Below are 21,728 nucleotides of genomic sequence, written 5' to 3'. Positions count from 1 at the left end.
GACGGGCATTACGGTGGGACACGAAGGCCTCCGTGCGGTGAAGATTCGACACCTCCACCACACACGGAGGCCTTCGCCATGATCAAGACCTGTGAGTGTCAACAACGCTCATGAGCAATACAGCTAGCCCCTTGGCGTGGGCAGCGCTCAGGGGCTGAGTCACGGGATCGGGCGCGGCCTGGGCTGGCCCGGCGGGCAGTAGGAGGACCGCCAGCAGGCTGCCGGCCGCCGCCGTGCGCGCTGTCAGCGTGAAGCATCTTGCACGGGTTCGGACGTGGTGGAATCGCATGAGCCCCCCCAGAGAAAGACGGACGGATGCAGGCCGCCCGCACCGAATCTGTAGCCAGGAACCTTGGCACCCCTCAGCGACCCCAAGATGTCTCACTGTTGACCACGGGATTACCATCCGCCCTCCGCGGCTGCCTACGAACCAGCGGCCCGCCCTCCCGGTGCGAAGCGGCATGAGTCTGTCCCGGGTGCCCGTCGGTGTCATCAGAGCAGGCCGATGCGGTACGTGCTCACTTTGCGCGGCTACGCGAGCGGGCCTGCCTCAAGGGAGGGGCCACGCTGGGCGAGCTGCACCCCGGCATCATGGTCGACGGCGAAGACATCGGGCGACGCACCGGGGTAACCGCGCAGACTTGGACGACTGCTGTCCCTCGTGCCTGGCCGAGTACCCATCACGCCGCCGCATCCTGCGCCGAAGATCAGAACACGCGGCAGGCTGCCCCCTCCACGCCCTCGCTACGCCCGGTCGCCGGACTTCACGAGCATCAGGCCCAGTTCTTACTCGCTTTCCAGCGAGACACGCGGTCGACACGCCTGGCAAACCAGCCGATGAGCAAAGGTTCCATCCGGTACCGGAGAGCACCGCCCCGTGATCGCAGTCGCGCTCCAGCTTCGTGGCACTCGTCCGCGCAGTCTCTTCTTCGAACGCGTCAGCGTACTGCCAGGTTGAGCTGGAGCGCGTTGCGCGCTTCGAGAATGCGGCCCTGAGCTCAACCCCGTGAACGGACCTGTCCAGGATGGCTCCGACGCCGTGGTCACACCAGCCACACCAAGATCATCTCATCCGCGGCCAGCAGTTACGGGACACCCCTTAGGGCAGCAGTCGGACGAAGATAGCGACTATGGCGAGGACTCCGAAGGCTATGGCGGCGATCTGCCATGCGCGGCGTGCCGAGACGAGCGGAAAGACCACGGGCGTGCCTCGGCCGGGCGCTGGGGCAGGAGCCCGGCGAGGGCAAGGTCGCCCGCATCATCGTCCCCGTCTACCTCGCGCCCGGGGAGCGGCCCTACGCGATGATGATGAGCAGCGGGGCGTATCGGCCCCTGGTCCAGGTGTTGCAGGGGCTGCGGGCGCACGACGAGTGGATCGTGCAGCGGCTCATGCTCGCCACCCGCACCGCCTCCGGCGAGCCGACGGCGGTCCTCGAACTCGACGCCGGCACGCCCGACTCCGCCGGTGCCGGCCACAGCAGGAGCAGGGCGGCCGATGAGCACGACCAGGAGCAGCCGGACGGGGGCGAGCACGGCCAGGAGGAGGACGGCCCAGAGCAGGAGGGCGAGGACGGGGGGCGGGGCGTGGCGGTCGGCGGTGATGCGGCGGGGGTGCCGTTGCTGCGGTTCTCCCAGTCGCGGGACCCGGCCGTCATCGCCCGCTGGTTGCGCACGCGGGTGATCCAGCGGACAGCGAGGTGTGGCTGACCGGGTACGAGGCGCTGCACCAGTGGGTAGAGCGGCACGGCGACGCGCAGGTGCCTACCGGCGCCGTCATCGAGTTAGAGGATCGCGAGGAGGCGTACCGGTCGGGCAGTGGGTGAGCGAGCAGCGGCGTGCTTTCAGTGAGCCCTCAGTGTCGGGTCCGTGCGCCGGACAGGTGAGCCTCTTCGATGTCGGATGCGAACCGCTGCACACACGAACCGAACCGGCCCCATGCCGGAGGTCATCGCTGTCCTGAAGACGCGCACGACGTCGAAGGTGCTGCGTACGTTGGCGGGTCACGTGCCGTTGCAGTGGGTTGCACGTGGAGGCGCCGGGCCGGACCTCGATGAGGCTCGCCGGGCGGTGGACGCGTGTGACGTGGGCACGGACGGCCTGGCCGCATGGAGTGCGCCGGGCAGAGGACCGGTGCAGCGTCAACGTACAGAAGTCCAGTGCCGGCGTTCCTCCCCACCGGGCGGGGGATCATATCGGCAGCGAGGCTCGGCGCTGGAGAGGTGGACGCGGGCCCAGGTACGTGTGCCGTCACGGTGGCGGGAGATGCCCCACGTCGTGGCGAGGTGGGCGAGCATGGCCAACCCCCAGCCACTGTCGTCTTGGTCGTCCGCGTTGCGGAGCGGGATTTGAGAGTTGCCATCGGCGTTCGATACGCACAGCTCGACGGAGTGGGGGCCGCGGATGCAGGCAACGGTGTAGGTGGTGGTGCCGGTGTGGGCGATGGCGTTGGTGGCCAGTTCGGAGGCGATGAGCACGAGGGCGTCGGCGATGTCGCCCGGGACGCTCCAGGTGGCCATCGTCTGCTGCACGAAGTGGCGGGCGATGCCGGTCGTGATGGGTCCGGCCGGGAGGCTGATCTGGTCGGAGACGCCGTCGGCCCACCATGCGGGGTAGGTGTGCGACGGGCGAGTGGGCGCGGCGGTCATGTGGGGTTCTCCGTGTGGTGCCGGTCGCGTGGCCAGTCGGTGGTGGCGGTGGAGAGCTGGCGGGGAATGAACAGGCGAGGGGTGATCGGGTCTGCGGGGTCGGGGGTGTGGGTGGGTGGGAGGTGCCCGCCGGCGATGAGTGCCCACAGTGCTGGGTGAGGTTCGCAGCCGCGGGTCTGAGTGAGAGGGAGGCCGAGCGCGGCTGCCGCGGCGGAGATACGTGAGCGGGTGCTGCGGCGGTTGATGCCGAGTTCCTTGGCGGTTGCGGAGACCGAGCAGCCGGCTGAGATGAACTCCACCAGCAGGGCGACCGGGTCGTCTTGGCGTGTGGCGTGCGGGCCGAGCCATCCGCCGGGCGGTGCCGGTGCCTCCAGGAGCGGGCGGAGGGTGGCTCTCGCCCAGTACCGGGCGGCGTCGCTGGACAGAAGGTCGTCCAAGGCCGTCGGCACCTGCTCGGGGCCGGGGAGGTCGTCCACGTCCTGGGCGCCGTTGTGGTCGGCGTCATCGATTGCGGCGAGCTGGAAGGCGAGTTCGGCGACGGCCCGGTGCGGCATCTCGCGGTGGTCGAGCCCCATCACGTTCAAAACCTCGATGAGCGAGCGGCGGACGTGGCTGCGGTCGGTGTTAGCGAGGGACGCGGCTCCGGGCACCCCGGCTGTCAGGGCGAGACGGGCAAGGTCGACACGGCGGCCGCCGCCGGCGTCCGTCTTGGCAACGACCCGCCGCGCCCACCTGGTCGCGCCGGGCACGGTGGCCAGCACGGAGGCCAGGTCTGCGGTCCCGGAGTAGGTGGCGAGGGTTCCGGGTTCCGCCGTGGCGAGGGCCCGTCTGGCGGCGGCGTAGCCCTGCGGGACGCGCCCCCACGGGGTGGGGGTGGAGACCCCGACTCCTTCGTGCCGCTCCCCGGCCAGCAACTCGGAGAGGGCGGTGTGCAGGGTCCGCCCGACGTGGTCGAGGGCGGGGGCGGCGATCAGGATGTGGTCGGTGCAGCCGGGGCAGGGCATGACCAGGGCGTGCGGCAGCTCCGCTTCGCAGAGTTGGACCAGGTCCTCGCGCGACCGCGGTGCGCAGGCGAGGACGGCCGTGACCGCGTCGCGACCGGTCAGGTGGAGTTCAGGGTCAGGCTCGGCCATCCGCACGGCCGCCTCCCGCTGCCCGATCATCAGGGCGTGCATGATGCCTGCGCGGTGAGCGCGGCGCGCGCGGCGCCAGGTTTCCTCCCGCTCCTCCACTTCCAGTGGGTGGCGCAGCAGGGCTGTTTGGGTGGCGGCGAGCGTCAGAAGGTCCCGCAGGTGCGTCGGCCAGGGCCCTGCCTGCGCGTCTCGGACGCCGATGAGAACTGGGTGCGGGGCGTAGTGCCCGAATGGGATGAGGACGATGTGCTGCCCGGAGTCGGAGACGACCGCAGTACGGGCCCCCTGACGTCTCGCCAGCATCAACGCTTCCCAGCAGCCGAGCGCTTTGAGCAGATTCCAGCCGTAGCTGCCGGGGTTGGCCAGATACACCCCAGCATCGGTGATGTCGCCAAGATGCGGCAGTAGCGCGTCCGGGGCGCCGGACGACCGGTACAGGCGGTCGACCACGCGCAGTACGGACGTGGCTCGCTGGGCGTGGGCGGTGGCGGCTTGCCGCATGGCGGTGTGCACAGTGTCCACCACGTCTGCTGCCGGCGCCGGCCGGGACGGGACGAGCAGCGGCAACTGCGCCGCCGCGCAGGCGGAGGCCAGCTCGGTGACATCTCCATGCGGCTGAGCCTCGGGTCCTGCCAGCACGACGGCGGCACCGCCCTGACCCGCGAGGGTTCGCACCGCTGCGGTGTCGGCTCTCCCAGGGGGGAGAACGGCAAGCGTGCCCGACGGTAGGGCACCAGATCTGAGCGTTGCGGCGTCGACCGCGCGTGTGTGCTTCACAGCACGGGTGGCATACGAGGGCGCGTCGCAGTCGCCGAGGTAGGTCAGCACCGGTTGGCTGCCAGTGGTCAGGTCATGCACCGTGAGCACGATCAATCCTCCCGTCATCGTGAGATGTCCACCCGCTGGCCGCTCTGCGTCGCGGGCCGGAGCACTCCACACGCATCGAATGGACACTTGGCCCGCGACTTTTCCTCGCGTTCCGGGGGTGAGGTCGCTCCGCCCGATGCGGCCTGCTCGGCGCATCGGGCAGGCAGCCCCTGGGAAAAACTACAGCCGTAGTCGTCGATCCGGAATGGAAGAATCGCAGCGCCGGAGTACATCCAACGACCCGTCAAATGGGTAGCTGTGAACTACGCGCTTTCACTGATGAGTTGAAGAAGCAGAGCTGGCTGCTGTTCGCGAAAGATTCTGGCGACGGGGCATCAGAAAACGATCAGAGCGTCTTGCCACCCAGGTAGAAGCCGCCACTCCGAGGTAGCGACGTAGAAGACCCCTGGCGCTTCGGCGACAGCTCCGTGAGGCGGCCGCACAGGGAAGTCCCCGGCCTCAGGGACGCCAACTGGGCGTTCCAGATGGTCCCGGCGACCCGGTCGTGCACCGTGCGGCAGCCGCCGAGCTGCTGGATGGAAGCCTCGCCGGCATCGAGTGCGTCGTTGCCCTCGCCGAGGATCGCCAGCCAACGCCGTCGCGAGATGCGCGGAGACCTCATATGGAACCCGCGAGTCCTCATGTGGGCCCCCCATACGCCGCCTGTTGCGCCTAGCCTCCTAGCTGACCGCCAGCAGATGTACGACAAGGGGAGAAGGTTCAAGCTGTGTCCACTCCGGCCCCGCGTCCGACCTGCTCTCGGCGAGCCGTCCGGCTTGGATCCATCTGCTCCAGCGAGCCGACTCAGCGCCGAAACGAGCATCGAGACTGCCTTATCGCCTGCGGAACGTCGGTGCCCAGGCAATCACTCGCCGATCGCCTGCCGCAGCAAGCCCTCGTCCCAGCTCAGTCGCTGGTGGATCGCTTGTGCCAGCTTGTAAAGCCAAGGCTGGATCTTTCCCCCGCTCCCCGCTTATGTTCGTCGCCGCTTGCCCACACACCCTAGGCAGGCGGTAATCGAGCGACGGAGGAGAGCTGTTGGAGGACGGGATCAAAGCCACCCCATCGTGGCAGTACAGCGACGGCGTCCGGGAATAGCCACTCCCGGACGCCGAACGCAGAACACTCCGGCCTGGCCGGGCTGGAGTGTCACCGACATGACCGCACCGGCCCTCAGCAACGGGACTACCGGTGCGGGTGCACGCGAGGAGAGTGTTGCATGCTGCATGCTCTGCAGGAAAGGCCACAAGGTGTGGCTTGCGCGGCAACAACCTGCCCACCTGACCGCCGTCGAAGCAGCGGTCGAGCAGCCGCCCCCAGCCTGTGCCCACGAGGACGCGACGAGGGTGGCCGCTGATGGCGCGGATTCGCACGATCAAGCCGGAGGCTTTCGAGTCGGAGGACCTGGCCTCGGTCAGCGTCACAGCCGAGCGCACCTTCTTCGGCCTGCTGACGCTGGCGGATGACACCGGCCGGTTCCGCGACCACCCGGCCATCATCTGCGGCCGGCTGTGGGCATTGCGCTCGGAGCACACTTCCGCGCACGTCGCCCACGATCTGGAGCAGCTCGCCGCGGCGGGGTTGATCTGCCGGTACACCGGCTGCGACGGCCGCCGATACCTGCACATCGTGACCTGGGCGCGGCACCAGAAGATCGACCGCCCCTCGGCCTCGCGGATCCCGCGCTGCCCCGGGCACCAGGGCGACCACAAGTGCTCCGGCTGCGGGGAGGCCCAGTGCCGCGAAGCTGGCGAGCAGGGTGTGCTCATCGAGTCCTCGACGAACCCTCAACGAGCCCTCGTGCAGCCCGAAACACCCCCGCCACCACCGGCAGCGAGGCTGTCCCAGTCGGAAACCACTGTCGTCCAACAAGCGAGGCCGCGCGAGAGCGGCCGTACAAGGTCCTCTATCATCCTCACTGGTCAGAGCGCTCTCGATGAGGGCTCGTCGAGCACTCGCGAGGATGCGGCGTCTGGATCTAGGATCTTGGATCCTGGATCCTTCCTTACGGGGCGCGAGGCGCCCGCGCCCAACACCCCGCCGGAGGCGGTCTCGGCGAAGGACCTGCTCGCGGAGTACATCCAGGGCTGTGCGCACCGCCCGCCGCAGGACCTCCTCGGACTGCTAGGGCGCAAGGTCAAGGCCCTGCTCGGCGAGGGCTTCGCACCGGAGACGATCCGGGCGGCCCTGGAACGGCTCCGGGTGAAAGCCCTGCACCCGAGCGTGCTGCCGAGCCTGGTCAACGAGGTCCTCAACGCCCCCGTCCCGCAGGGCACAACAACGACGTCCGCCTCCGGCGCGGGGCCATGGGCCCCCAGCACCTCGGCGTACAGGCCCTACATCGACCCCGCGGCGCCCGAGCCGACCACGTTCGGAGGCCGCTGATGAACCGCCGCACCACCGACCCCCAGCCCGCGATATCCGAGCGGATCCGGCAGCGCCTCGAAGCGAAGATCACCGAGCGCGGCATCGACAAGACCGCCGAACTCCCGGACTCACCCGAGCCGATCCCCGCGCTGGAAGCCGCCCAGCGGCGCATCCCCGTCGCCTACCGCGACACGCTGCCCGAGCACCCGGACATCACCGCCTGGGTGCGCGCCGTCGCCGGATCGGCGACGGCGCCGAACGAGGGCGGCCTCCAGCCGCACTACGGCACCACCGGACGGCGGCAGATCGCGCACGGCCCGTCGCTGCTGCTGTGGGGAAGCCCCGGGACCGGTAAGACCCACCAGGCATACGGGGCGATCCGCGCGCTGACCGCCGCCGGCTGCGCCGTGACCTGGCACGCCGCCACCACCGCCGACCTGTACGCCGACATGCGCCCCAAGGCAGGGGTGGACGTGGAGCACCTGCTGCGCCGCATCGTGCGCATCCCGCTGCTGCTGCTCGACGACCTCGGTGCCGCGAAGAGTTCCGAGTGGACGGAGGAGATCACCTTCCGGCTGGTCAACTGGCGCTGCCAGAACCACCTGCCGACGATCTTCACCACCAACCTCGCCCCGGTCCGCGAATCCGGCATGCCGCCCGGGCAGCCAGTGTTGCGCGACAAGGTCGGCGACCGCGTCCTCTCCCGCCTGTCCGGCATGTGCACACCGGTCCACTTCACCGGCCCAGACCGGCGCTTCGCCCGCCTCTGACGACCACACCCACATCCGCCCCTACGGCGGAGCCCTCACCCGCCTCCGCAGCCCGCGCCCACGGGCCGCGTCGCAGGCGAGTCGGGGCGACGCCACACGGAGTGATCCACCCATGCACACCATCACCACCCACGACGCGCCGGCCACGCCACTGCGTGCCGTCGCCGACACCAGCTGGCACCACCGCGCCCGCTGCCACAGCCTGGCGTATCAGGAAGCCGACCGGCTGTTCTTCCCCAAACCCCGCGACCGAGCGGCCATCGTCCAAGCCCGAGCCCTGTGCGCCCGGTGCCCGGTGAGAGAAGCGTGCTTCAACTACGCCCTCGACAACGGCCTGCGGGAGGGCATCTGGGGCGGCCTCACCGAAGCCGAGCGCCGCCCCCGGCACGCCAAGGTCGCCCACCGCCTGGACTACACCCGCGTCCGCGCCGTCTTCGCCGGCCGCGACGTTCACCTCAGCGACGCAGAACGCGCCACCGTTACCCGCCACGCCTACGTACGCGGCTGGAACCCCGAACACCTCGCCCACACCCTCCGCATCGACCCCGAGTGGGCACGCGACCTGCTGCGCAAGGCCGCCCAGGACATCGCCGACCGCGACCGGTACACCGACCTCACCGACGACGCCGAAGCGCCAGCGGCCGACAGCTCGCCGGTGCCGGGCCAGGTGCAGACCGGGGCTCTGATCGCGGCGTTCGGAAAAGCAGCATGATCCACCCGAACCTCTCGCTCGGCGCCATCCCGGATGTGTCGACGCTGCTGACCGTCGGTGTCCCCGTCACCGCCCTGGCGCTCGGGCTGACCGGCTGGGCGATCCGTCACCGCGGTCGCGCCCGAGGACGCGACCGGCAGAAGACGCCGAGCAACCTGGCGGTCAAGGTCGCCGCGCTCGCCGCGCTCGGCTGTACCGCCTACAGCGCCGACACCTCCTGGCGGTTCGCCGCCGACTACCTCGACATGGCCGGCACCGCCGAGCGGATCGCGATGTTCGCCGCCGCCGAGTTCGCCCTGTTCGCCACCGCGCTGATGGCCCGCCAGAACCTGGTCAGCCGCGGAGCCCCGGGCCTGCCCGGGACCCTGGTCTGGCTGATCACCGGCGTGCAGGTCATCCCCGCCTACGCCGAATCCGGCCTGATCGGCGGCACCGTCCGCGCCTTCGTCGGTCCGATCATGGCCGCGATGCTCTGGCACCAGGCCATGGGCATCGAACTACGCCTGCGCACCCCCGGCGCCACCTCCCGCGGCCTGATCGCCACCCTCGGCAGGGAAGCCCGCGAACGGATACTCTCGCGCCTCGGCATCGCCGCCCGGGACCGCGACGCCGCACAGATCACCCGCGACCGCGCCACCACCCGCGCCGTCACCCTCGCCGCCCGACTCGCCGAACGCACCCCCGGACAGCGCGCCACCTGGCACGGCCGGCGCCTGACCCGCCGGCTGTCGAAAGCCATCGCCCGCGCCCAGGTCGGAACCGACCCCACCCAACGCACCGCACTGCTCGACCAGCTCGCAGCACGACGGCACGCCCTCTCCCTCGCCACCGCACCCCTGCCCTCGCCCTGGGACCACGACGTGCCGGTCCCCTCCCCGGCCTGCGCGACGGTCCCGTCGCTGAAGGGGGTGGTCCCCGAGCCCGGTCCCCGAGCCGGCCACCAGGTCGGGGACCGGGGACCGCAGGCGCCGCATACGGGGACCGGGACCAGCGCCCGAAACGACACGCCGGTCCCCGACAACGGGGACCGCGACACAACAGTCCGGGACCGGGACAACGCCGGGACCGGGCCTCGTGGTGAAGCGGCGGGGACCGGGGACCGCACAACGGCGACCGCCGGACGTGACCGGTCAAGGGCTGTCCCGCCAGAAGCTGAGGGACGCCCGGCCACGGACGTGGCCCAGGGGACCGGCGGCACGAAGCACGAAGTCCCCGGCCAGCGCACGAGGGACGCGGGACCGTCCGGCAGCGACTCGGGGACCGACCACACACGGGACCGGGGACCGTCCCCCACCAACCCCGGGACCGACCACACACGGGACCGGGGACCGTCCCCCACCAACCCCGGGACCGACCACACACGGGACCGGGGACCGTCCCCCACCAACCCGGGGACCGACCACACACGGGACCGGGGACCGTCCCCCACCAACCCCGGGACCGACCACACACGGGACCGGGGACCGTCCCCCACCAACCCCGGGACCGACCACACACGGGACCGGGGACCGTCCCCCACCAACCCGGGGACCGACCACACACGGGACCGGGGACCGACGAACGATGCCCAGGAGACGGTGAACCGCCTCGTGCAGCAGGTCCTGCCTCACGTCCCCGCCCTGCTGAAGCGGGACGGCAACGAGAGCGTCACCCGGGTCCAGCTGCGAGAGATCCTCCGCCGCCAGGGCCTCAAGGGCGGCCGGAACGACCGACTCAGCCTCGTCCTCCAGCAGCTCCGCAACGACACCAATACGACAAGGAGAGCCCGATGAAGACTTGCCGCCGCTTCACAACCATCCGCGACGAGCACGAGCGAGAGATCGGCTACCTGCAGGCCCACTCCGCCCGGCATGCCGGCAAGCCCTCGGCGCGCTCGAGCGCGAAGCAGGCGATATCGGCGAAGCATCGGATGGCCCGGGCCCTCAACGGGCACTTCACCCGCTGCCCGGAATGCGGCTGACCACATAACCCGAGCTCAAGCCGCCAGATCCGCACTCACCCAGAAGGATCGCCATGAGCCCCTGCACACCCCGACCTGCGCCACCGACCGCCGTTGAAGCCGACACCTGGGCCGAGGTCCTGGTCCGCTGCCGACACCTGAGCGCCGTGCTGCCAGTCCCGACCGGGCAGTGGCTCGTCCAACACGCCCCTGGTGAGCCGGTGGACGTCCTCGCCGGTCCCGCCGACGTCGTCGAACTGGCCGCAGCCATCCAGCACCGCATCCGCGCCTCCGGGACCGCGGGCCGATGACCGCTCCTGGCCGGAACAGCAACGCCCCGCAAGGTGCATCGGAGTCCAACTCGGTCTCGGGGCGAGCAAGTTGGGGCGGAAGCAAAGCTTCCGCCGAACCCGCCCCCTCGGGGGCGGGGAGGGACCTGCACCGGGGGGCGCAGGTCCCTGGGGCTTCGACCGGGGACGGATCGAAGCCAGACGACAAGGCGCAGCCGTCGCTGCGCCCCAGCCGCCGCGACAGCGCTTCGCGTGTGAGACAGCGTCCGCGACTGCCGCACGACGAGAAGCGCCTGCGCCAGCCCTCGACTCGGTTGAACGGCGAAGAGTTCTCCCTGATCCAGTCCGCCGCTGCCCGCTGTCAGCTGTCGGTCGCTGGTTTCCTTGCCCGCGCAGCTCTCGCCGCCGCGCATGATCTCGACCGCACTCAAGCCCAGGTCGCCGACGAACGCGAAGTGATCACTGCTCTGTTCGAGAGCCGTCGCAGACTCGGCTGGGCCGGCAGCAACCTCAACCAGGCAATGAAAGCGATCAACTCCGGCGCCGACGCACCGCAACTCGAGTCTGCCGTTTCGGCCGTCCGGCGTGCGGCCGATGCCGTGCAGGAAGCCGCCACAAGACTGATCGACCACCGCCTCCGATGATCCCTAGCGTCCATAAGACCGGCCGGCGCACCATGGGCCTACTTGCCTATCTGTACGGGCCCGGGAAGCGTGAGGAGCATACGGATCCTCACCTCGTCGCCTCCTTCGACGGCATGTCCCCCGACCCCGGCCGTGACCCACATGCCACGCTCAAGGACCTCCAGCAGCTCCTCGACCAGCCTGTGCAAGCCCTCCCGAAGCACGCCCGACCGGTGAAGCACGTCTGGCACACTTCCGTACGCGCCACTGCGGACGACCGAACTCTTACCGATGATGAGTGGGCCGCCGTCGCCCGCCGGATCGTTGCCGCCACAGGCATCGACCCCGGGAGCGAACAGCCCGGCTGCCGCTGGGCCGCCGTTCGGCACGCCGACGACCATATCCATATCGTCGCCACCCTGGTCTGCGAAAACGGCAGCCATCCGGACGACTTCCGCTCCGGCAAACGCGCCCAGGCCGAATGCCGCCTGATCGAAAAGGAACTCGGTCTCCACCAAGTCGCCCCTGGCGACGGCACCGCCGCACAGCGCCCCACCAGCGCCGAGCGCCACAAGGCCCGCCGCCAGGGCCGCGACCGCACCGCACGCGAGGAGTTGCGCGAGGCCGTGCGTCGCGCAGTAGCCGGTGCGTCTGGCGAGGAGGAATACTTCGACCGGCTCTCCGCCGCCGGCCTCCTCATCCGGAAACGGGCAGCCCCCTCCGGTGACCTCCTCGGCTACAAGGTCGCCCTGCCCGATGACCGCAACAAGGACGGCGAGCCGATCTTCTACCCCGGAGCCCGCCTCGCACCAGACCTGTCCCTTCCGCGCATCCGCGAACGCTGGACCATCGACACGTCCGACCGGGAAATCGGAGAGGAATTGCCAGCGGCACGGCAGTCTTTGAGTGGGCCGGCCTCTGCTCGTCGGCGGACGGCTTCCGCCGCATGGAAAGCGCTGCAGGTCATCAAGCACGGGAACGAAGCCGCTGCTTCCGCACACATCGCAGCAACCGGAGAAGTCCTCGACGCCCTCGCGGAGACCTCAGCCGCCCACACCCGCCACGAATTGCGCGAGGCAGCCTTCGCGTTCGAGCGTGCTTCCCGTTCGCACATCCGCGCTCACCGTGGGCACGACCGCGAGTTGCGGCGAGTCGCACGTGACCTGGTCCGCAGCGGCCCGGCCCTCGGCCGGGGCGAGGACGGCGCCACGACGGCGATGGCCATCGACGTACTGTTCTTCGTCATCACCGCCACGGCGCACTGGCACGCCAAGCGCGGCCACTCCCAACAAGCAGCGGCCGCCCAACAAGCGGCCGCCCACCTACGCACCGCCTACCAGAACGCCGCCACCCAGCCGCTGAGCGCCCTGAACCGGCGCGGCCGAGACCTCGACGTCTTCAAGCGACAGCGGCAGGCCATGGTCGTGCGCGCAGCCGTCCCCGAACTCGCCGAACAGACCATCGTCGAGCCCGGCTGGTACGCCCTGGCCGCCACTCTCGCCGAGGCCGAAGCTGCCGGACACGACCCCACCACCCTCCTCACCAGAGCCGCCGAGCACAGAGAGTTGGACACGGCAGAGTCCGTGAGTGAAGTCCTAGTCTGGCGACTGCGCCGCACCGCTGGCCTGCCCGCCGACCCCACCGACATGGCCCACAGCGAGCCCCCGACGGCGCGGGTGAGGCGCGCCCGGAGGCCATCGACACGGAGGTCCCGCCCCCGGCGTGGCCGAGCATGACCGGCGACCGCAGGGTCACCCCGCGTCGGCAAGTCGCCCCAGGGGCTCATCGAGGGGCTGTAGGCGGCCTCGAACTGCGCGGCAACGTCACGGTTTCGGACAGCGGCGCCAAGTTCTTCGGTGCTGCCGCCCGCGACCACGCGGCCGGAGCTACCTGCGGGTGTCGACCGGCCTGCTGTGCCGACACAGCCCTGACCGGCCATCCGCTCGGAACCGGTGGTCCCGGTGGGCGTCCGCTGGGAGTACCGGTTTTAGGTGAGAATCTTGACGGCGCCGCCGCGCTCACCGCCCCACTGTGTCCGCCTCCGCGCCGTCGTGCGAGGTGGTCAGTGCGAGGTGTCCGCCCTCGTCGAGAACCCCTTCGACGACGCCGCGGAGAACGGCGCCTCCGAGGAGTGACGCCGGCATGAGGGGGTCCGCCCGGCGCCAGTTGGGCGGACCCCGTCCTTCTCCCTACACCACTTCCCAGGAGGCTCCGTCCGTGTCCACCGGCCAACTCGCCCCCGGCGTCGCGCTCGTCCCCGTCTACGGCGGAGCCCTCGCCGTCCGCACCGCCGACGGCGTCTTCCTGAAGGTGGAGACCGGCGACGTGCCGGCCGAGCGGCTGACGGCTCGCCTGACGACGGGTGAGCAGGGGGGGTGGGGAGGTCGAGGAGCTGGCCGCCGCGTTCACGGACGCCGGCTTTCTGACCGCGGGAACGGACCGACCGCTGGCCGGGCGCACCGTGCTGCTGGCCGGAGACGACATCCTCACGGAAACTCTGGCTCGATGCGTCGCGTCCGAGGGCGCACACGTGGAGGCCGTCGACGCCTCCGCCGTGGCGACGCTGGCCGCCGAAGACCGCTGCGCGCCGGACACCGCGCTCGTGTGGTGCCTCGACGGGCCGGTGCCGCCGGGCTTGTGGGACGCCGCCGACCGGTTGTCAGAGCTGGGCACCGCGTGGTTGCGCTGCCACCGCGAGGGTCGTCAGGCGTGGATCGAACCGCTCGCCGCCAGGCCAGGTGACGTCACCGCCGCCGCCGTGCGGCTGCGGCGTCTGGCCGCCACCCCCGCGCACCGCGAGCTGGCCGCCTACTGGGCCGGCCAGGGGGTGGCCGAAGGACCGGCGCCGGCCTCCGAAGCAGCCGCCGCACTGCTCGCCTCACTGCTGACCGCCGACCTGATCACCTGGGCCACCGGCGCCCACGCCGGGCGGCGCCGGCTGCGGCGCGTGGACCTGCGCGACCTGACCGTGCACACCCATCCCGTCCTACCCGTCCCCGCCGTCGCACCGCTGCCCACCGCGCGGACGGCGCCGTGACGCCGCACGCGATACCGGCGGACGACGGCACACCGCTGGCCTGTGACCTCACGCTGCGGCGTGAGGGTTCCGGGCCTTTCCCCGCCGTCGTCCTGCGCACCTGCTACGACCGCCGTCGTCATAGCGCCGAGCTGGGCGCCTGGGCCGCCCGCGGCTTCGCCGCCCTCGCCCAGGATGTACGCGGACGGCACGCGTCCGGCGGCGTGTGGGCCCCCTACCGTCACGAGGCCGCCGACGGTGCCGCCACCGTGCGCTGGGTGCGTCGGCAGCCGTGGAGCGACGGCCGCATCGTCGGCCACGGCGCCTCCTACGCCGCCCACTGCGCGCTGGCCGCCGCACTCGGCGACGACACCGGTGGCCGCCCCGACGCAGTGATCGCCGCCGTGCCCGCGCTGGGCGCGGCCGAGACCGCGCGGGAGCCGGGCGGTCCGGAGCGGCTCTGGGCGCGGGCCAGCTGGTGGGCCGCGCACGGCGACCGCCGCAACTCCGCCGAGAACGCCCGGGATAAGGCTCTCGCCCGCGATCCGCGGCTGTTGGAGCACCTGCCGGTGGCCGACCTACCGACCAGGCTGGGCCGGGGGCTGCCCTCGTGACCCACGCTGTGGACGGCCGGCGGGCGCGGAGAGCTCGTGCGGCGCGGCGGCACGTCCCGTGTGCCGCTGCTGACTGTCGGCGGTCACCGCGACCCGTTCCGCGAGGAGGCCCTGGAGCTGTGGCGGGGCTGGGGCGGCCCGGCCCGGCTGCTGCTGGGCCCGTGGGGCCATCGCCTGACCGCCGAGCCCGCGCAGGACCACCGGCTGAACCTGGGGAGGCTGTACGTGCGGTGGGCACGGGCCGCACTGGAAGGATCCCTGACGCCGGAGCGGCGCGGCACGGTGGCGCTGGAGGGCAGTGGAGCGTGGCTGCCACTGCCGCAGGACGCTGGCCCGCCGATAGTGCATGACTGCCTGGAGGCGGCGTACGGCCCGGAGTGCACCGCCGATCCCGAGCGGCCCGCCCGCTCCGATGCGGTGGATGTGCCGCGGGACGGGGTGCCGGACCGGTGCGTGCTGCTCACGCCACCCCTGCCGTACGAGATGGACGTGTGCGGCCAAGCTACCTTCCGGCTGCGCGCCAGCGCCTCCACGCCGAGCGCCGACTGGGTGGTCCGCCTGACCTTCCAGAACGCGGAGACCGGGGCCGGGCCGTCGGCCGTCGGCATCGTCCGCCGATGCCACACCCCTCTCCGGGACGAGGAGTTCGAGGTGCCGCTGGGGTTCCTCGCCCGCCGGCTGCCGACCGGCAGCCGGCTGCGGGTCGAGGTAGCCGGCCACCACTTCCCCGCGCACGCCCGCAACCCGCACACCGGCGAGGACCCCGTCACCGCCGTGCAGCTGCACACCTCACACGGCACCGTGACGCCGGCCGGCTGCGTCCTGACGCTGCACCGCGCCACCTATGAGGGTCCCGTCGATCCGCTGGAGGAGACATGCCGCTGACCACCAAGGCCGACGGGGCGTTGCTGCCCGTGGAGGCGCTCGTCGACCCCGTGTGCGGTCTGGTCCGCGGCGTCGAGCCCGTCCCGCATCCCGAGGCGCCCCGCCCCGCTATACCGCGATGACCGCCGAGGTCGCCGACGCCCGCCGCTTCGGCGCCTGGCCCGCCGACCGCGTCGCACTCGGCACGACTTTCGGCGACCCGGAGGGGGCGTGGATCGCCGCCGTCGCCGAGGCCGTCGAACGCTACTGCGGCAACCGGCTCCCACCTGAGGGGCGCCCCGGCGCGCCCCGACGCGCCACCGCGCGCGAACTGGCCGGGGCCGGCGAGCGCGTCTGGGGGCCGGAGGTGTTGCCGGCGTACGCGCCGTGGCAGTACGCCCGGCCCAGCTTCCCTTACCGACCCCTGGACGCCGACACCCCGGCACTGTGGACGCGTGCGCGGGAGGACGGCGAACCCGTGTGGGCACCGGTCGCGCTGACCCACCTCAACTGGCGCCAGCCGCACCTGCGGTCGCTGCCGCGTACCCACCACCTCAACTACGCGGGTATCGCCACGGGGCAGGGCCTGGACGACGCCGTCGAGCGGGCCCTACTGGAGGTCGTGGAGCGGGACGCGCTGGAGCTGTGGTGGCACCTGGACGGGCCCGCACGCGGCGTCGTGGTCCACTCCGTGCCCGGCCTGCGCGAGGATCTGGCCGGCTCGGGGCTCGCGGTGTGGCTGGTGGAAATGCCCTCGGAGTTCGCGCCGTGCCTGGCCGCGCTCGTCATCGCCCTGGTGACGCTGGCAGCCCACACCGTCGGCCACGCCGTCGTCGAGGGTGAGGCCCCGGGCGAGGGCACGATCGCCGCCCTGGTCGGGCTCGTCGTGCTGCGGGCGCTGCTCACGTGGCGGGAGATGGAACTCTCCCACGATCTCGCCTACCGCGTTCTGGCGGTACTGCGGGTGCGCGTCTTCGACGGGCTGGCGCGCAGCGCACCAGCCCGCGTCGCGGGGCGGCGCAGCGGCGACCTGGCTTCCACCGCGATGGGCGACGTGGAGGCGCTGGAGTTCTTCTACGCGCACGCCGTCGCCCAGCTCCTGGCCGCCGGAGTGACGGGGGTGGCGGGCGGGGTCGTGCTGGCCGTGGTTGCGGCGCTGCTGCTCGCCGCTCCCGTGCTGGAGGCCCGCGGACGCACAGCCCGCGGCGCCCGCACCCGCGGGGCCGCTGCCGTGCTCTCGGCGGAGACGGTGGAGAGCGTCGACGGGCTGCGCGAACTGCTGGCCTTCGGCGCACTGGAGGTGCGGCGGAAGCGACTGCGCGCGGCGGGACGGCGGCTCGGGGCGGCGCAGCGCGCCGAACAGTCGTGGGAGGCGGGCGCTTCGGCCGTGCGGGAGGTGCTGGTGGTGGCCGCCGTCGTCGGGGTCGTCGCGGCCACTGCGCAGGCCCTGTCCGCCGGACGGCTGCATGGGGCGTGGGCGCCGGCCGCGGTGGCGTTGGCACTGAGCGTTCTCGCGCCGGTCGCCGAGGCCGCGGCGACCCTGGCCCAGGCGAACGGGCTGCGGGCGGCCGCGGCCACTGCCCGGCGGACCGCTGGGGCTGCGGCTCCGCGGCGTGCGCTTCGACTACGGCGGCGCGTCCGTGCTGGACGGGGTGGACCTGACGGTGCATCCCGGGGAGACCGTCGCACTCGTCGGCGTCTCCGGGGCGGGCAAGTCCACGTGCGCGCACCTGGCGGCTCGCTTTTGGGACCCTACCTCTGGCGCGGTCGAACTCCTGCCACAAGAGGGGAAGTCGGCACCGGTGGGTGTGCAGGAGGTGGCTGAGGCGGACCTGCGTGGCGCGGTGGCCGTCGTCGGGCAGGAAGCACCCCTGTTCTACGGCACGCTGGCAGAGAACCTGCGGCTGGCCGCGCCGGACGCGAGCGAGACGGAAGTGGCTATGGTGGCGCGCGCCTGCGGCCTCGACCAGGTCGCCGCGCGGCTGCCGTACGGCCTGGACACCCTCGTCGGGGAGCGCGGTGCCACTCTCTCTGGCGGTCAGCGAGCGCGTGTCGCGCTGGCCCGCGTACTGCTGGGACGCCCGCGGGTGCTCGTCCTGGATGAGACGACCGCCCACTTGGACGCCACATCAGGCCCGTTCAACCACGTCGTACGCGTCGCCCCGGAAACCGACCCCTGCACGACGTGAGAGTCTCCAGATGACCACGTCCCTCGGTTGGGACAGCGGTCGGGCCGTCACCACTTCAAACGCGGTGCTGCCGGGCAGACCCCAACTCGACGCCTCTCAGCGTGCCGTCGACGACCCCGAACTCATGCGTGACCTCTCACTCAACCGAAGCAGGGGTCTACCTCGGCCTCGGGAAGCGTCTGCACCGCGGGACCGAAGGTGGTGCCAAGGTCGTCGCGGTCAGGGTGAAGGGGTTGTTCGGCCGCGGCGAGGTGCGCCCTGCCTCGACCTCGAACTCCCAGACACCCAGCAGCGGTCCCTCGTACAAGGTTGCCGACCGACGGGAGAGAGCGTCTACGCCCTCACCAGCCTGGATCCGTTCCTTCCCGTGACGCGGGGAAGCCGGTGCCTGCGGTGGGCTGCAGCCTGACGACCGGAAGGAGTGCGTTAGGCGTGGTGCCACCGTGCCCTAGCCCGTAGTATACAGTAACGATAACGATTCCCATTTTCAGTAAGCTGGGATCGCAGAGAAGGCGAGGTTTCACACATGTCTGCCCATTGCCAACTGACCGGCGCTCGGCCGCGCTTCGGCAAGTCGGTCTCGCACTCCCATCGCCGCACTTCCCGCCGTTTCAACCCGAACGTTCGGCACAAGCGCTACTGGCTGCCAAGCGAGAGTCGCCACGTGCGACTGCGGTTGAGTGCCCGGGGCGTCAAGACGGTCGACGTCATCGGCGTCGAGGCGGCCGTGGCAAGGATTCGCGCGCGAGGAGAAAAGGTCTGATGGCCACGTCGAGCAAGATTGCCAAAAACGAGAAGCGAAAGGCCGTCGTCGCCCGATACGCGATTCGACGCGCAGAACTGAAAGAAATCATCCGGCGCCCCGCCTCAACCGAGGCCGACCGCCTGGCCGCTCAGGAAGAGCTGCGGCGACAGCCCAGGGACGCGAGCGCGACCCGAGTCCGCAACCGGGACAATGTCGACGGACGTCCGCGAGGTCACCTCCGGAAGTTCGGCCTGTCCCGCGTGCGTATGCGCCAGCAGGCCCACGCGGGCCACCTGCCGGGGGTGACCAAGTCTTCCTGGTGAAGCGTCGAAGGGTGGACCCGGCCTCGCCGGGTCGACCCAGAGTGGCTGCCTCTCATCTTTATGTGCGCTCAGCCGGTGCCGTGTTGCTGTTTACCCGGAGCCTGGAGGGCGCCCCTGGGTACCGCCTGACTCGGAGCAAACTGCGCCGACACGGGTGGTGTACGGGTGACCCGACTCGCTTCGACTGCCAGTTGCAAGCTATGTGCAAGAGCAGCAAGCGCTGGCGCGGGTCTTGATTCAGCCTCTCCCCGCCGACCTTCGCTCCACAGCAAGGAGCGTGCCCATGGATTGCCCCGCTCGGGTTCCTCAGAGCCCGAGACGTTGATCTCTATGGCGCGTGGACCCAACTGCGGGGCTTGCCGACGAGTTCCCAGTCGCCCGACACGTCGAGCACACGCGTACGGAGCGCCGCATCATTCCGCCGCACCGACGGTTCCGAGCCTCTCCACCGCGACCCCGGCCTCGGGCGCGTTCGCGCCCAGCACGACCGGTTCGCGAAGAGGGTGCATGACGAGGCGCCCGCTGCTGCCCCGCTTCCGGCTCGGCTGAGGCAGACATACTCGCGCTGGACAACTACCGCGTGGCACAGCCGCGACGCGCGCGCCAGGCGACCGCTCCGTACGCACCCTCACCCTGTGCAGTAGCGATGCTCGCCGAGCTGAACCGCCCGAGGCCGACAATCGCCCGCAAACTCTTGTCGGGCGCGAGTGGCCCCCGGATTGCACATGCGTCAACGCCCATGACCTTCGTTGCATCCGGGGCGCCAGGCCCCCAGGAGGTACCGCCCCCGGTTGCTCCGCGGGCGTGCCGCGTGACGCCGGTAGCGCGGTGAGGAGGCGATTAGTTGGCCGTGTGACGTCGTGAGCGCGTGCGCTCTGCGTGGCGAGGGTGCTGCCGGGAAGGTCAGGTCGGCCGTGTGCCGGGGTCGCCTTCGTGAACTGCACGGTTGACCGATGGGGTGGACTCCTTCAGAATTATTAGAAATGATTGTCATCTTCATGGAGGCTTCCTAGTGCGCCACCCGCATCGATGTCTTTTGACTCTCGCGACGGCTATCGCCCTCAATGGCTGCGGCCCCGAGCCGCCCGCCGAGGACTCGCCGCCCGCCGACGACGCGCTGCAAGTCGTTGCGACGACGACACAGATCGCGGACTTCGTTCGCGCGGTCGGCGGCGACAAGGTCACGGTCACCCAGCTGCTCAAGCCCAACGCCTCTCCGCACGAATACGAACCGACACCCGCTGCCATCGACGCGATAGGCCGCTCGACGCTCATGTTCAAGAACGGCGTCGGGCTGGAGGGCGAATGGCTCGACAAGATCATCCGTGCCTCCGGCTTCGACGGGGAGACGGTCGACACGAGCAGGGGCGTCCCTCTCCTCGAGGGTGAATACGACCGTCACCACGGGCACGAGGACGAAGAGGAGCACCACGCTCACGAGGGCCACGGTGAGCATCTCCGTGACCCGCACATCTGGCACAACCCGCAGAACGCCAAGCTGATGTCCGAAAACATCGGGCGGGCGCTGATCGAGGCCGACCCCGGTCACAAGGCCCACTACCGGGACGGCTACACCGCCTACGGCTCCAGGCTCGATGCCCTCGACAAGGGGATCGAGCGCAGGTTCGACGCGATCCCGGAGAAGGAACGGAAGTTCGTCACCACCCACGACGCCTTCGGCTATTACGTCGAGCGCTACAACCTCACGTTCGTTGGCGCCGTGATCCCCGACTTCAGCGATCAGGCGGAGCTGTCCGGCGCACAACTGGACGCCCTGGTAGGGAAGATCAAGGACGCGGACGTCAGAGTCGTCTTCGGTGAGAGCTCTCTGCCACCCAAGGCGGCCCAGAGCATCGCCCGGGAGGCTGGCGTGCAGGTCGTCGCCGGCGAGAACGCGCTCTACAGCGACGCTCTCGGCCAGAAAGGCTCGCCGGGGGAGACGTACCTCAAGGCGATGGAGTTCAACACCGACACGATCGTGGAAGCGCTGTCGTGACCGCCACCCTCCCCGCACCTCGCCGTTCCGCGGCCCCCGCTCTGCGCTTCGAGTACGCGAGCCTCGGGTACGGGCCTGCCACGGTGCTCCGCGACGTGCACGGCGCCGTTCCCACCGGCCAGACCCTGGCGCTCATCGGCCCGAACGGCGCCGGCAAGACCACCCTGATCAAGGCGGCGCTCGGCCTCGTGTCCGTGATCTCGGGCAGCGTCACCGTGTGCGGGAAACCGCCGGCCGCAGCCCGCCGTCGGACGGCGTACGTACCGCAGGCCGACACCCTCGACGCAGAATTCCCGGTCACCGTAGGACAGGTAGTGCTCATGGGCCGCTACCGTGCGGCGGGCTGGCTGCGCCGCCCAGGGCGTCAGGACCGGGAGATCGCCGCCGAAGCACTGAACGTGGTCGGCCTGACAGAGCGTGCCCGGGACCGCTTCGGCACCCTCTCCGGCGGCCAGCGCCAGCGTGTGCTGCTCGCCCGCGCCATCGCTCAACGTGCCGAACTACTCCTGCTAGGGTCTGTCCGGCGGATCATGGTCGGAGCCACAATCGGATGGCTGCGGCTGTGACGGTGCCGTGGAAGACGTAGGCCCTCTTGTCGTAGCGGGTGGCGACGGCTCGGGAGTTCTTGAGCCTGT

General features: G+C 70.9%; 17 protein-coding genes and 5 pseudogenes. 17 read left to right on the top strand and 5 right to left on the bottom strand.

Translation table 11 applies throughout. From position 1 onward, the window contains the following. Nucleotides 1-1,176 precede the first annotated feature (1,176 nt). Complete coding sequence (locus RM572_RS27955; protein ID WP_311676171.1) at nucleotides 1,177-1,707, top strand: hypothetical protein; 531 nt, start codon at nucleotides 1,177-1,179, stop codon at nucleotides 1,705-1,707. Nucleotides 1,708-2,138: 431 nt separating this feature from the next. Here the strand turns inward: RM572_RS27955 and RM572_RS27950 are convergent, their stop codons facing one another. The 3 genes from RM572_RS27950 to RM572_RS27940 form a co-directional block, all read right to left on the bottom strand. After that, nucleotides 2,139-2,645 (bottom strand): ATP-binding protein, encoded by a 507-nt coding sequence (locus RM572_RS27950; RefSeq protein WP_311676170.1) that lies wholly within the window; start codon nucleotides 2,643-2,645, stop codon nucleotides 2,139-2,141. Beyond that, nucleotides 2,642-4,453: a hypothetical protein gene (locus RM572_RS27945; protein ID WP_311676169.1), complete on the bottom strand. Its 1,812-nt coding sequence runs from the start codon at nucleotides 4,451-4,453 to the stop codon at nucleotides 2,642-2,644. The genes RM572_RS27950 and RM572_RS27945 overlap by 4 nt, the downstream gene beginning before the upstream one ends. A gap of 538 nt (nucleotides 4,454-4,991) precedes the next feature. Beyond that, complete coding sequence (locus tag RM572_RS27940) at nucleotides 4,992-5,267, bottom strand: hypothetical protein (RefSeq protein WP_311676168.1); 276 nt, start codon at nucleotides 5,265-5,267, stop codon at nucleotides 4,992-4,994. Nucleotides 5,268-6,001: 734 nt separating this feature from the next. Between RM572_RS27940 and RM572_RS27935 the strand changes: the two genes are divergently transcribed. From RM572_RS27935 to RM572_RS27900, 8 genes are all read left to right on the top strand, one after another. Beyond that, entirely contained in the window at nucleotides 6,002-7,030 is a 1,029-nt protein-coding gene (locus tag RM572_RS27935) for a hypothetical protein (RefSeq protein WP_311676167.1), read from the top strand. Then, on the top strand, nucleotides 7,030-7,782 hold the full coding sequence (locus RM572_RS27930) for an ATP-binding protein (protein WP_311676166.1): 753 nt from the start codon (nucleotides 7,030-7,032) through the stop codon (nucleotides 7,780-7,782). Before RM572_RS27935 ends, RM572_RS27930 begins: the two co-directional genes overlap by 1 nt. Nucleotides 7,783-7,894: 112 nt before the next feature. Continuing rightward, on the top strand, nucleotides 7,895-8,494 hold the full coding sequence (locus RM572_RS27925; protein ID WP_311676165.1) for a WhiB family transcriptional regulator: 600 nt from the start codon (nucleotides 7,895-7,897) through the stop codon (nucleotides 8,492-8,494). Further along, a complete protein-coding gene (locus RM572_RS27920) occupies nucleotides 8,491-10,266 on the top strand; it encodes a hypothetical protein (RefSeq protein WP_311676164.1) in 1,776 nt (591 codons plus the stop codon). Before RM572_RS27925 ends, RM572_RS27920 begins: the two co-directional genes overlap by 4 nt. Then, a complete protein-coding gene (locus RM572_RS27915) occupies nucleotides 10,263-10,454 on the top strand; it encodes a hypothetical protein (RefSeq protein WP_311676163.1) in 192 nt (63 codons plus the stop codon). The genes RM572_RS27920 and RM572_RS27915 overlap by 4 nt, the downstream gene beginning before the upstream one ends. Before the next feature lie 53 nt (nucleotides 10,455-10,507). Next, a complete protein-coding gene (locus tag RM572_RS27910; protein WP_311676162.1) occupies nucleotides 10,508-10,744 on the top strand; it encodes a hypothetical protein in 237 nt (78 codons plus the stop codon). A 233-nt stretch (nucleotides 10,745-10,977) separates the two neighbouring features. Then, a complete protein-coding gene (locus RM572_RS27905) occupies nucleotides 10,978-11,367 on the top strand; it encodes a mobilization protein (RefSeq protein WP_311676161.1) in 390 nt (129 codons plus the stop codon). Then, nucleotides 11,364-13,082 (top strand): relaxase/mobilization nuclease domain-containing protein, encoded by a 1,719-nt coding sequence (locus tag RM572_RS27900; RefSeq protein ID WP_311676160.1) that lies wholly within the window; start codon nucleotides 11,364-11,366, stop codon nucleotides 13,080-13,082. Before RM572_RS27905 ends, RM572_RS27900 begins: the two co-directional genes overlap by 4 nt. A 282-nt stretch (nucleotides 13,083-13,364) precedes the next feature. On the opposite strand, the gene RM572_RS27895 is transcribed toward RM572_RS27900, so the two are convergent. Continuing rightward, the gene (locus tag RM572_RS27895; RefSeq protein WP_311676159.1) at nucleotides 13,365-13,490 is read right to left on the bottom strand and encodes a hypothetical protein; all 126 of its coding nucleotides are present in this window, start codon (nucleotides 13,488-13,490) and stop codon (nucleotides 13,365-13,367) included. A 73-nt stretch (nucleotides 13,491-13,563) separates the two neighbouring features. Between RM572_RS27895 and RM572_RS27890 the strand changes: the two are divergent. From RM572_RS27890 to RM572_RS27855, 8 genes and pseudogenes are all read left to right on the top strand, one after another. Further along, nucleotides 13,564-14,383, top strand: a pseudogene (locus RM572_RS27890) (hypothetical protein). Further along, a pseudogene (locus RM572_RS27885) lies at nucleotides 14,380-15,861 on the top strand (CocE/NonD family hydrolase). Before RM572_RS27890 ends, RM572_RS27885 begins: the two co-directional pseudogenes overlap by 4 nt. Next, a pseudogene (locus RM572_RS27880) lies at nucleotides 15,852-16,627 on the top strand (YcaO-like family protein); the annotation flags it as partial. The pseudogenes RM572_RS27885 and RM572_RS27880, both read left to right, overlap by 10 nt. After that, nucleotides 16,610-17,963: pseudogene (locus RM572_RS27875) on the top strand (ATP-binding cassette domain-containing protein); the annotation flags it as partial. The pseudogenes RM572_RS27880 and RM572_RS27875, both read left to right, overlap by 18 nt. 592 nt (nucleotides 17,964-18,555) lie before the next feature. After that, nucleotides 18,556-18,792, top strand: a complete 237-nt coding sequence (gene rpmB / locus RM572_RS27870) for a 50S ribosomal protein L28 (protein WP_311676158.1) — start codon at nucleotides 18,556-18,558, stop codon at nucleotides 18,790-18,792. After that, nucleotides 18,792-19,097 (top strand): 30S ribosomal protein S14, encoded by a 306-nt coding sequence (gene rpsN / locus RM572_RS27865; RefSeq protein ID WP_311676157.1) that lies wholly within the window; start codon nucleotides 18,792-18,794, stop codon nucleotides 19,095-19,097. Before rpmB ends, rpsN begins: the two co-directional genes overlap by 1 nt. A gap of 1,036 nt (nucleotides 19,098-20,133) precedes the next feature. Continuing rightward, nucleotides 20,134-21,093, top strand: a complete 960-nt coding sequence (locus RM572_RS27860; RefSeq protein ID WP_311676156.1) for a metal ABC transporter substrate-binding protein — start codon at nucleotides 20,134-20,136, stop codon at nucleotides 21,091-21,093. Beyond that, nucleotides 21,090-21,659 carry a metal ABC transporter ATP-binding protein gene (locus RM572_RS27855; RefSeq protein WP_311676155.1) on the top strand — a complete coding sequence of 190 codons (570 nt, stop codon included), beginning with the start codon at nucleotides 21,090-21,092 and terminating at the stop codon, nucleotides 21,657-21,659. The genes RM572_RS27860 and RM572_RS27855 overlap by 4 nt, the downstream gene beginning before the upstream one ends. Here the strand turns inward: RM572_RS27855 and RM572_RS27850 are convergent. After that, a pseudogene (locus RM572_RS27850) lies at nucleotides 21,622-21,728 on the bottom strand (IS5/IS1182 family transposase); the annotation flags it as partial. The gene RM572_RS27855 and the pseudogene RM572_RS27850 sit on opposite strands and share 38 nt — an antisense overlap.

Source organism: Streptomyces hazeniae (genome assembly GCF_031845485.1).
GTDB classification, from domain to species: domain Bacteria; phylum Actinomycetota; class Actinomycetes; order Streptomycetales; family Streptomycetaceae; genus Streptomyces; species Streptomyces hazeniae.
Note: the sequence above shows the minus strand (reverse complement) of the source record. Positions and strands in the feature narration are given on the sequence as shown.

Excerpts from the sequence above, each read along its gene's own strand:
- RM572_RS27910 (WP_311676162.1), top strand. The coding sequence starts at position 10,508 with ATGAGCCCCTGCACACCCCGACCTGCGCCACCGACCGCCGTTGAAGCC.
- RM572_RS27930 (WP_311676166.1), top strand. The coding sequence starts at position 7,030 with ATGAACCGCCGCACCACCGACCCCCAGCCCGCGATATCCGAGCGGATC.
- RM572_RS27900 (WP_311676160.1), top strand. The coding sequence starts at position 11,364 with ATGATCCCTAGCGTCCATAAGACCGGCCGGCGCACCATGGGCCTACTT.
- RM572_RS27920 (WP_311676164.1), top strand. The coding sequence starts at position 8,491 with ATGATCCACCCGAACCTCTCGCTCGGCGCCATCCCGGATGTGTCGACG.
- RM572_RS27915 (WP_311676163.1), top strand. The coding sequence starts at position 10,263 with ATGAAGACTTGCCGCCGCTTCACAACCATCCGCGACGAGCACGAGCGA.
- RM572_RS27940 (WP_311676168.1), bottom strand. The coding sequence starts at position 5,267 with ATGAGGTCTCCGCGCATCTCGCGACGGCGTTGGCTGGCGATCCTCGGC.
- rpsN (WP_311676157.1), top strand. The coding sequence starts at position 18,792 with ATGGCCACGTCGAGCAAGATTGCCAAAAACGAGAAGCGAAAGGCCGTC.
- RM572_RS27935 (WP_311676167.1), top strand. The coding sequence starts at position 6,002 with ATGGCGCGGATTCGCACGATCAAGCCGGAGGCTTTCGAGTCGGAGGAC.
- rpmB (WP_311676158.1), top strand. The coding sequence starts at position 18,556 with ATGTCTGCCCATTGCCAACTGACCGGCGCTCGGCCGCGCTTCGGCAAG.
- RM572_RS27950 (WP_311676170.1), bottom strand. The coding sequence starts at position 2,645 with ATGACCGCCGCGCCCACTCGCCCGTCGCACACCTACCCCGCATGGTGG.
- RM572_RS27895 (WP_311676159.1), bottom strand. The coding sequence starts at position 13,490 with ATGCCGGCGTCACTCCTCGGAGGCGCCGTTCTCCGCGGCGTCGTCGAA.
- RM572_RS27925 (WP_311676165.1), top strand. The coding sequence starts at position 7,895 with ATGCACACCATCACCACCCACGACGCGCCGGCCACGCCACTGCGTGCC.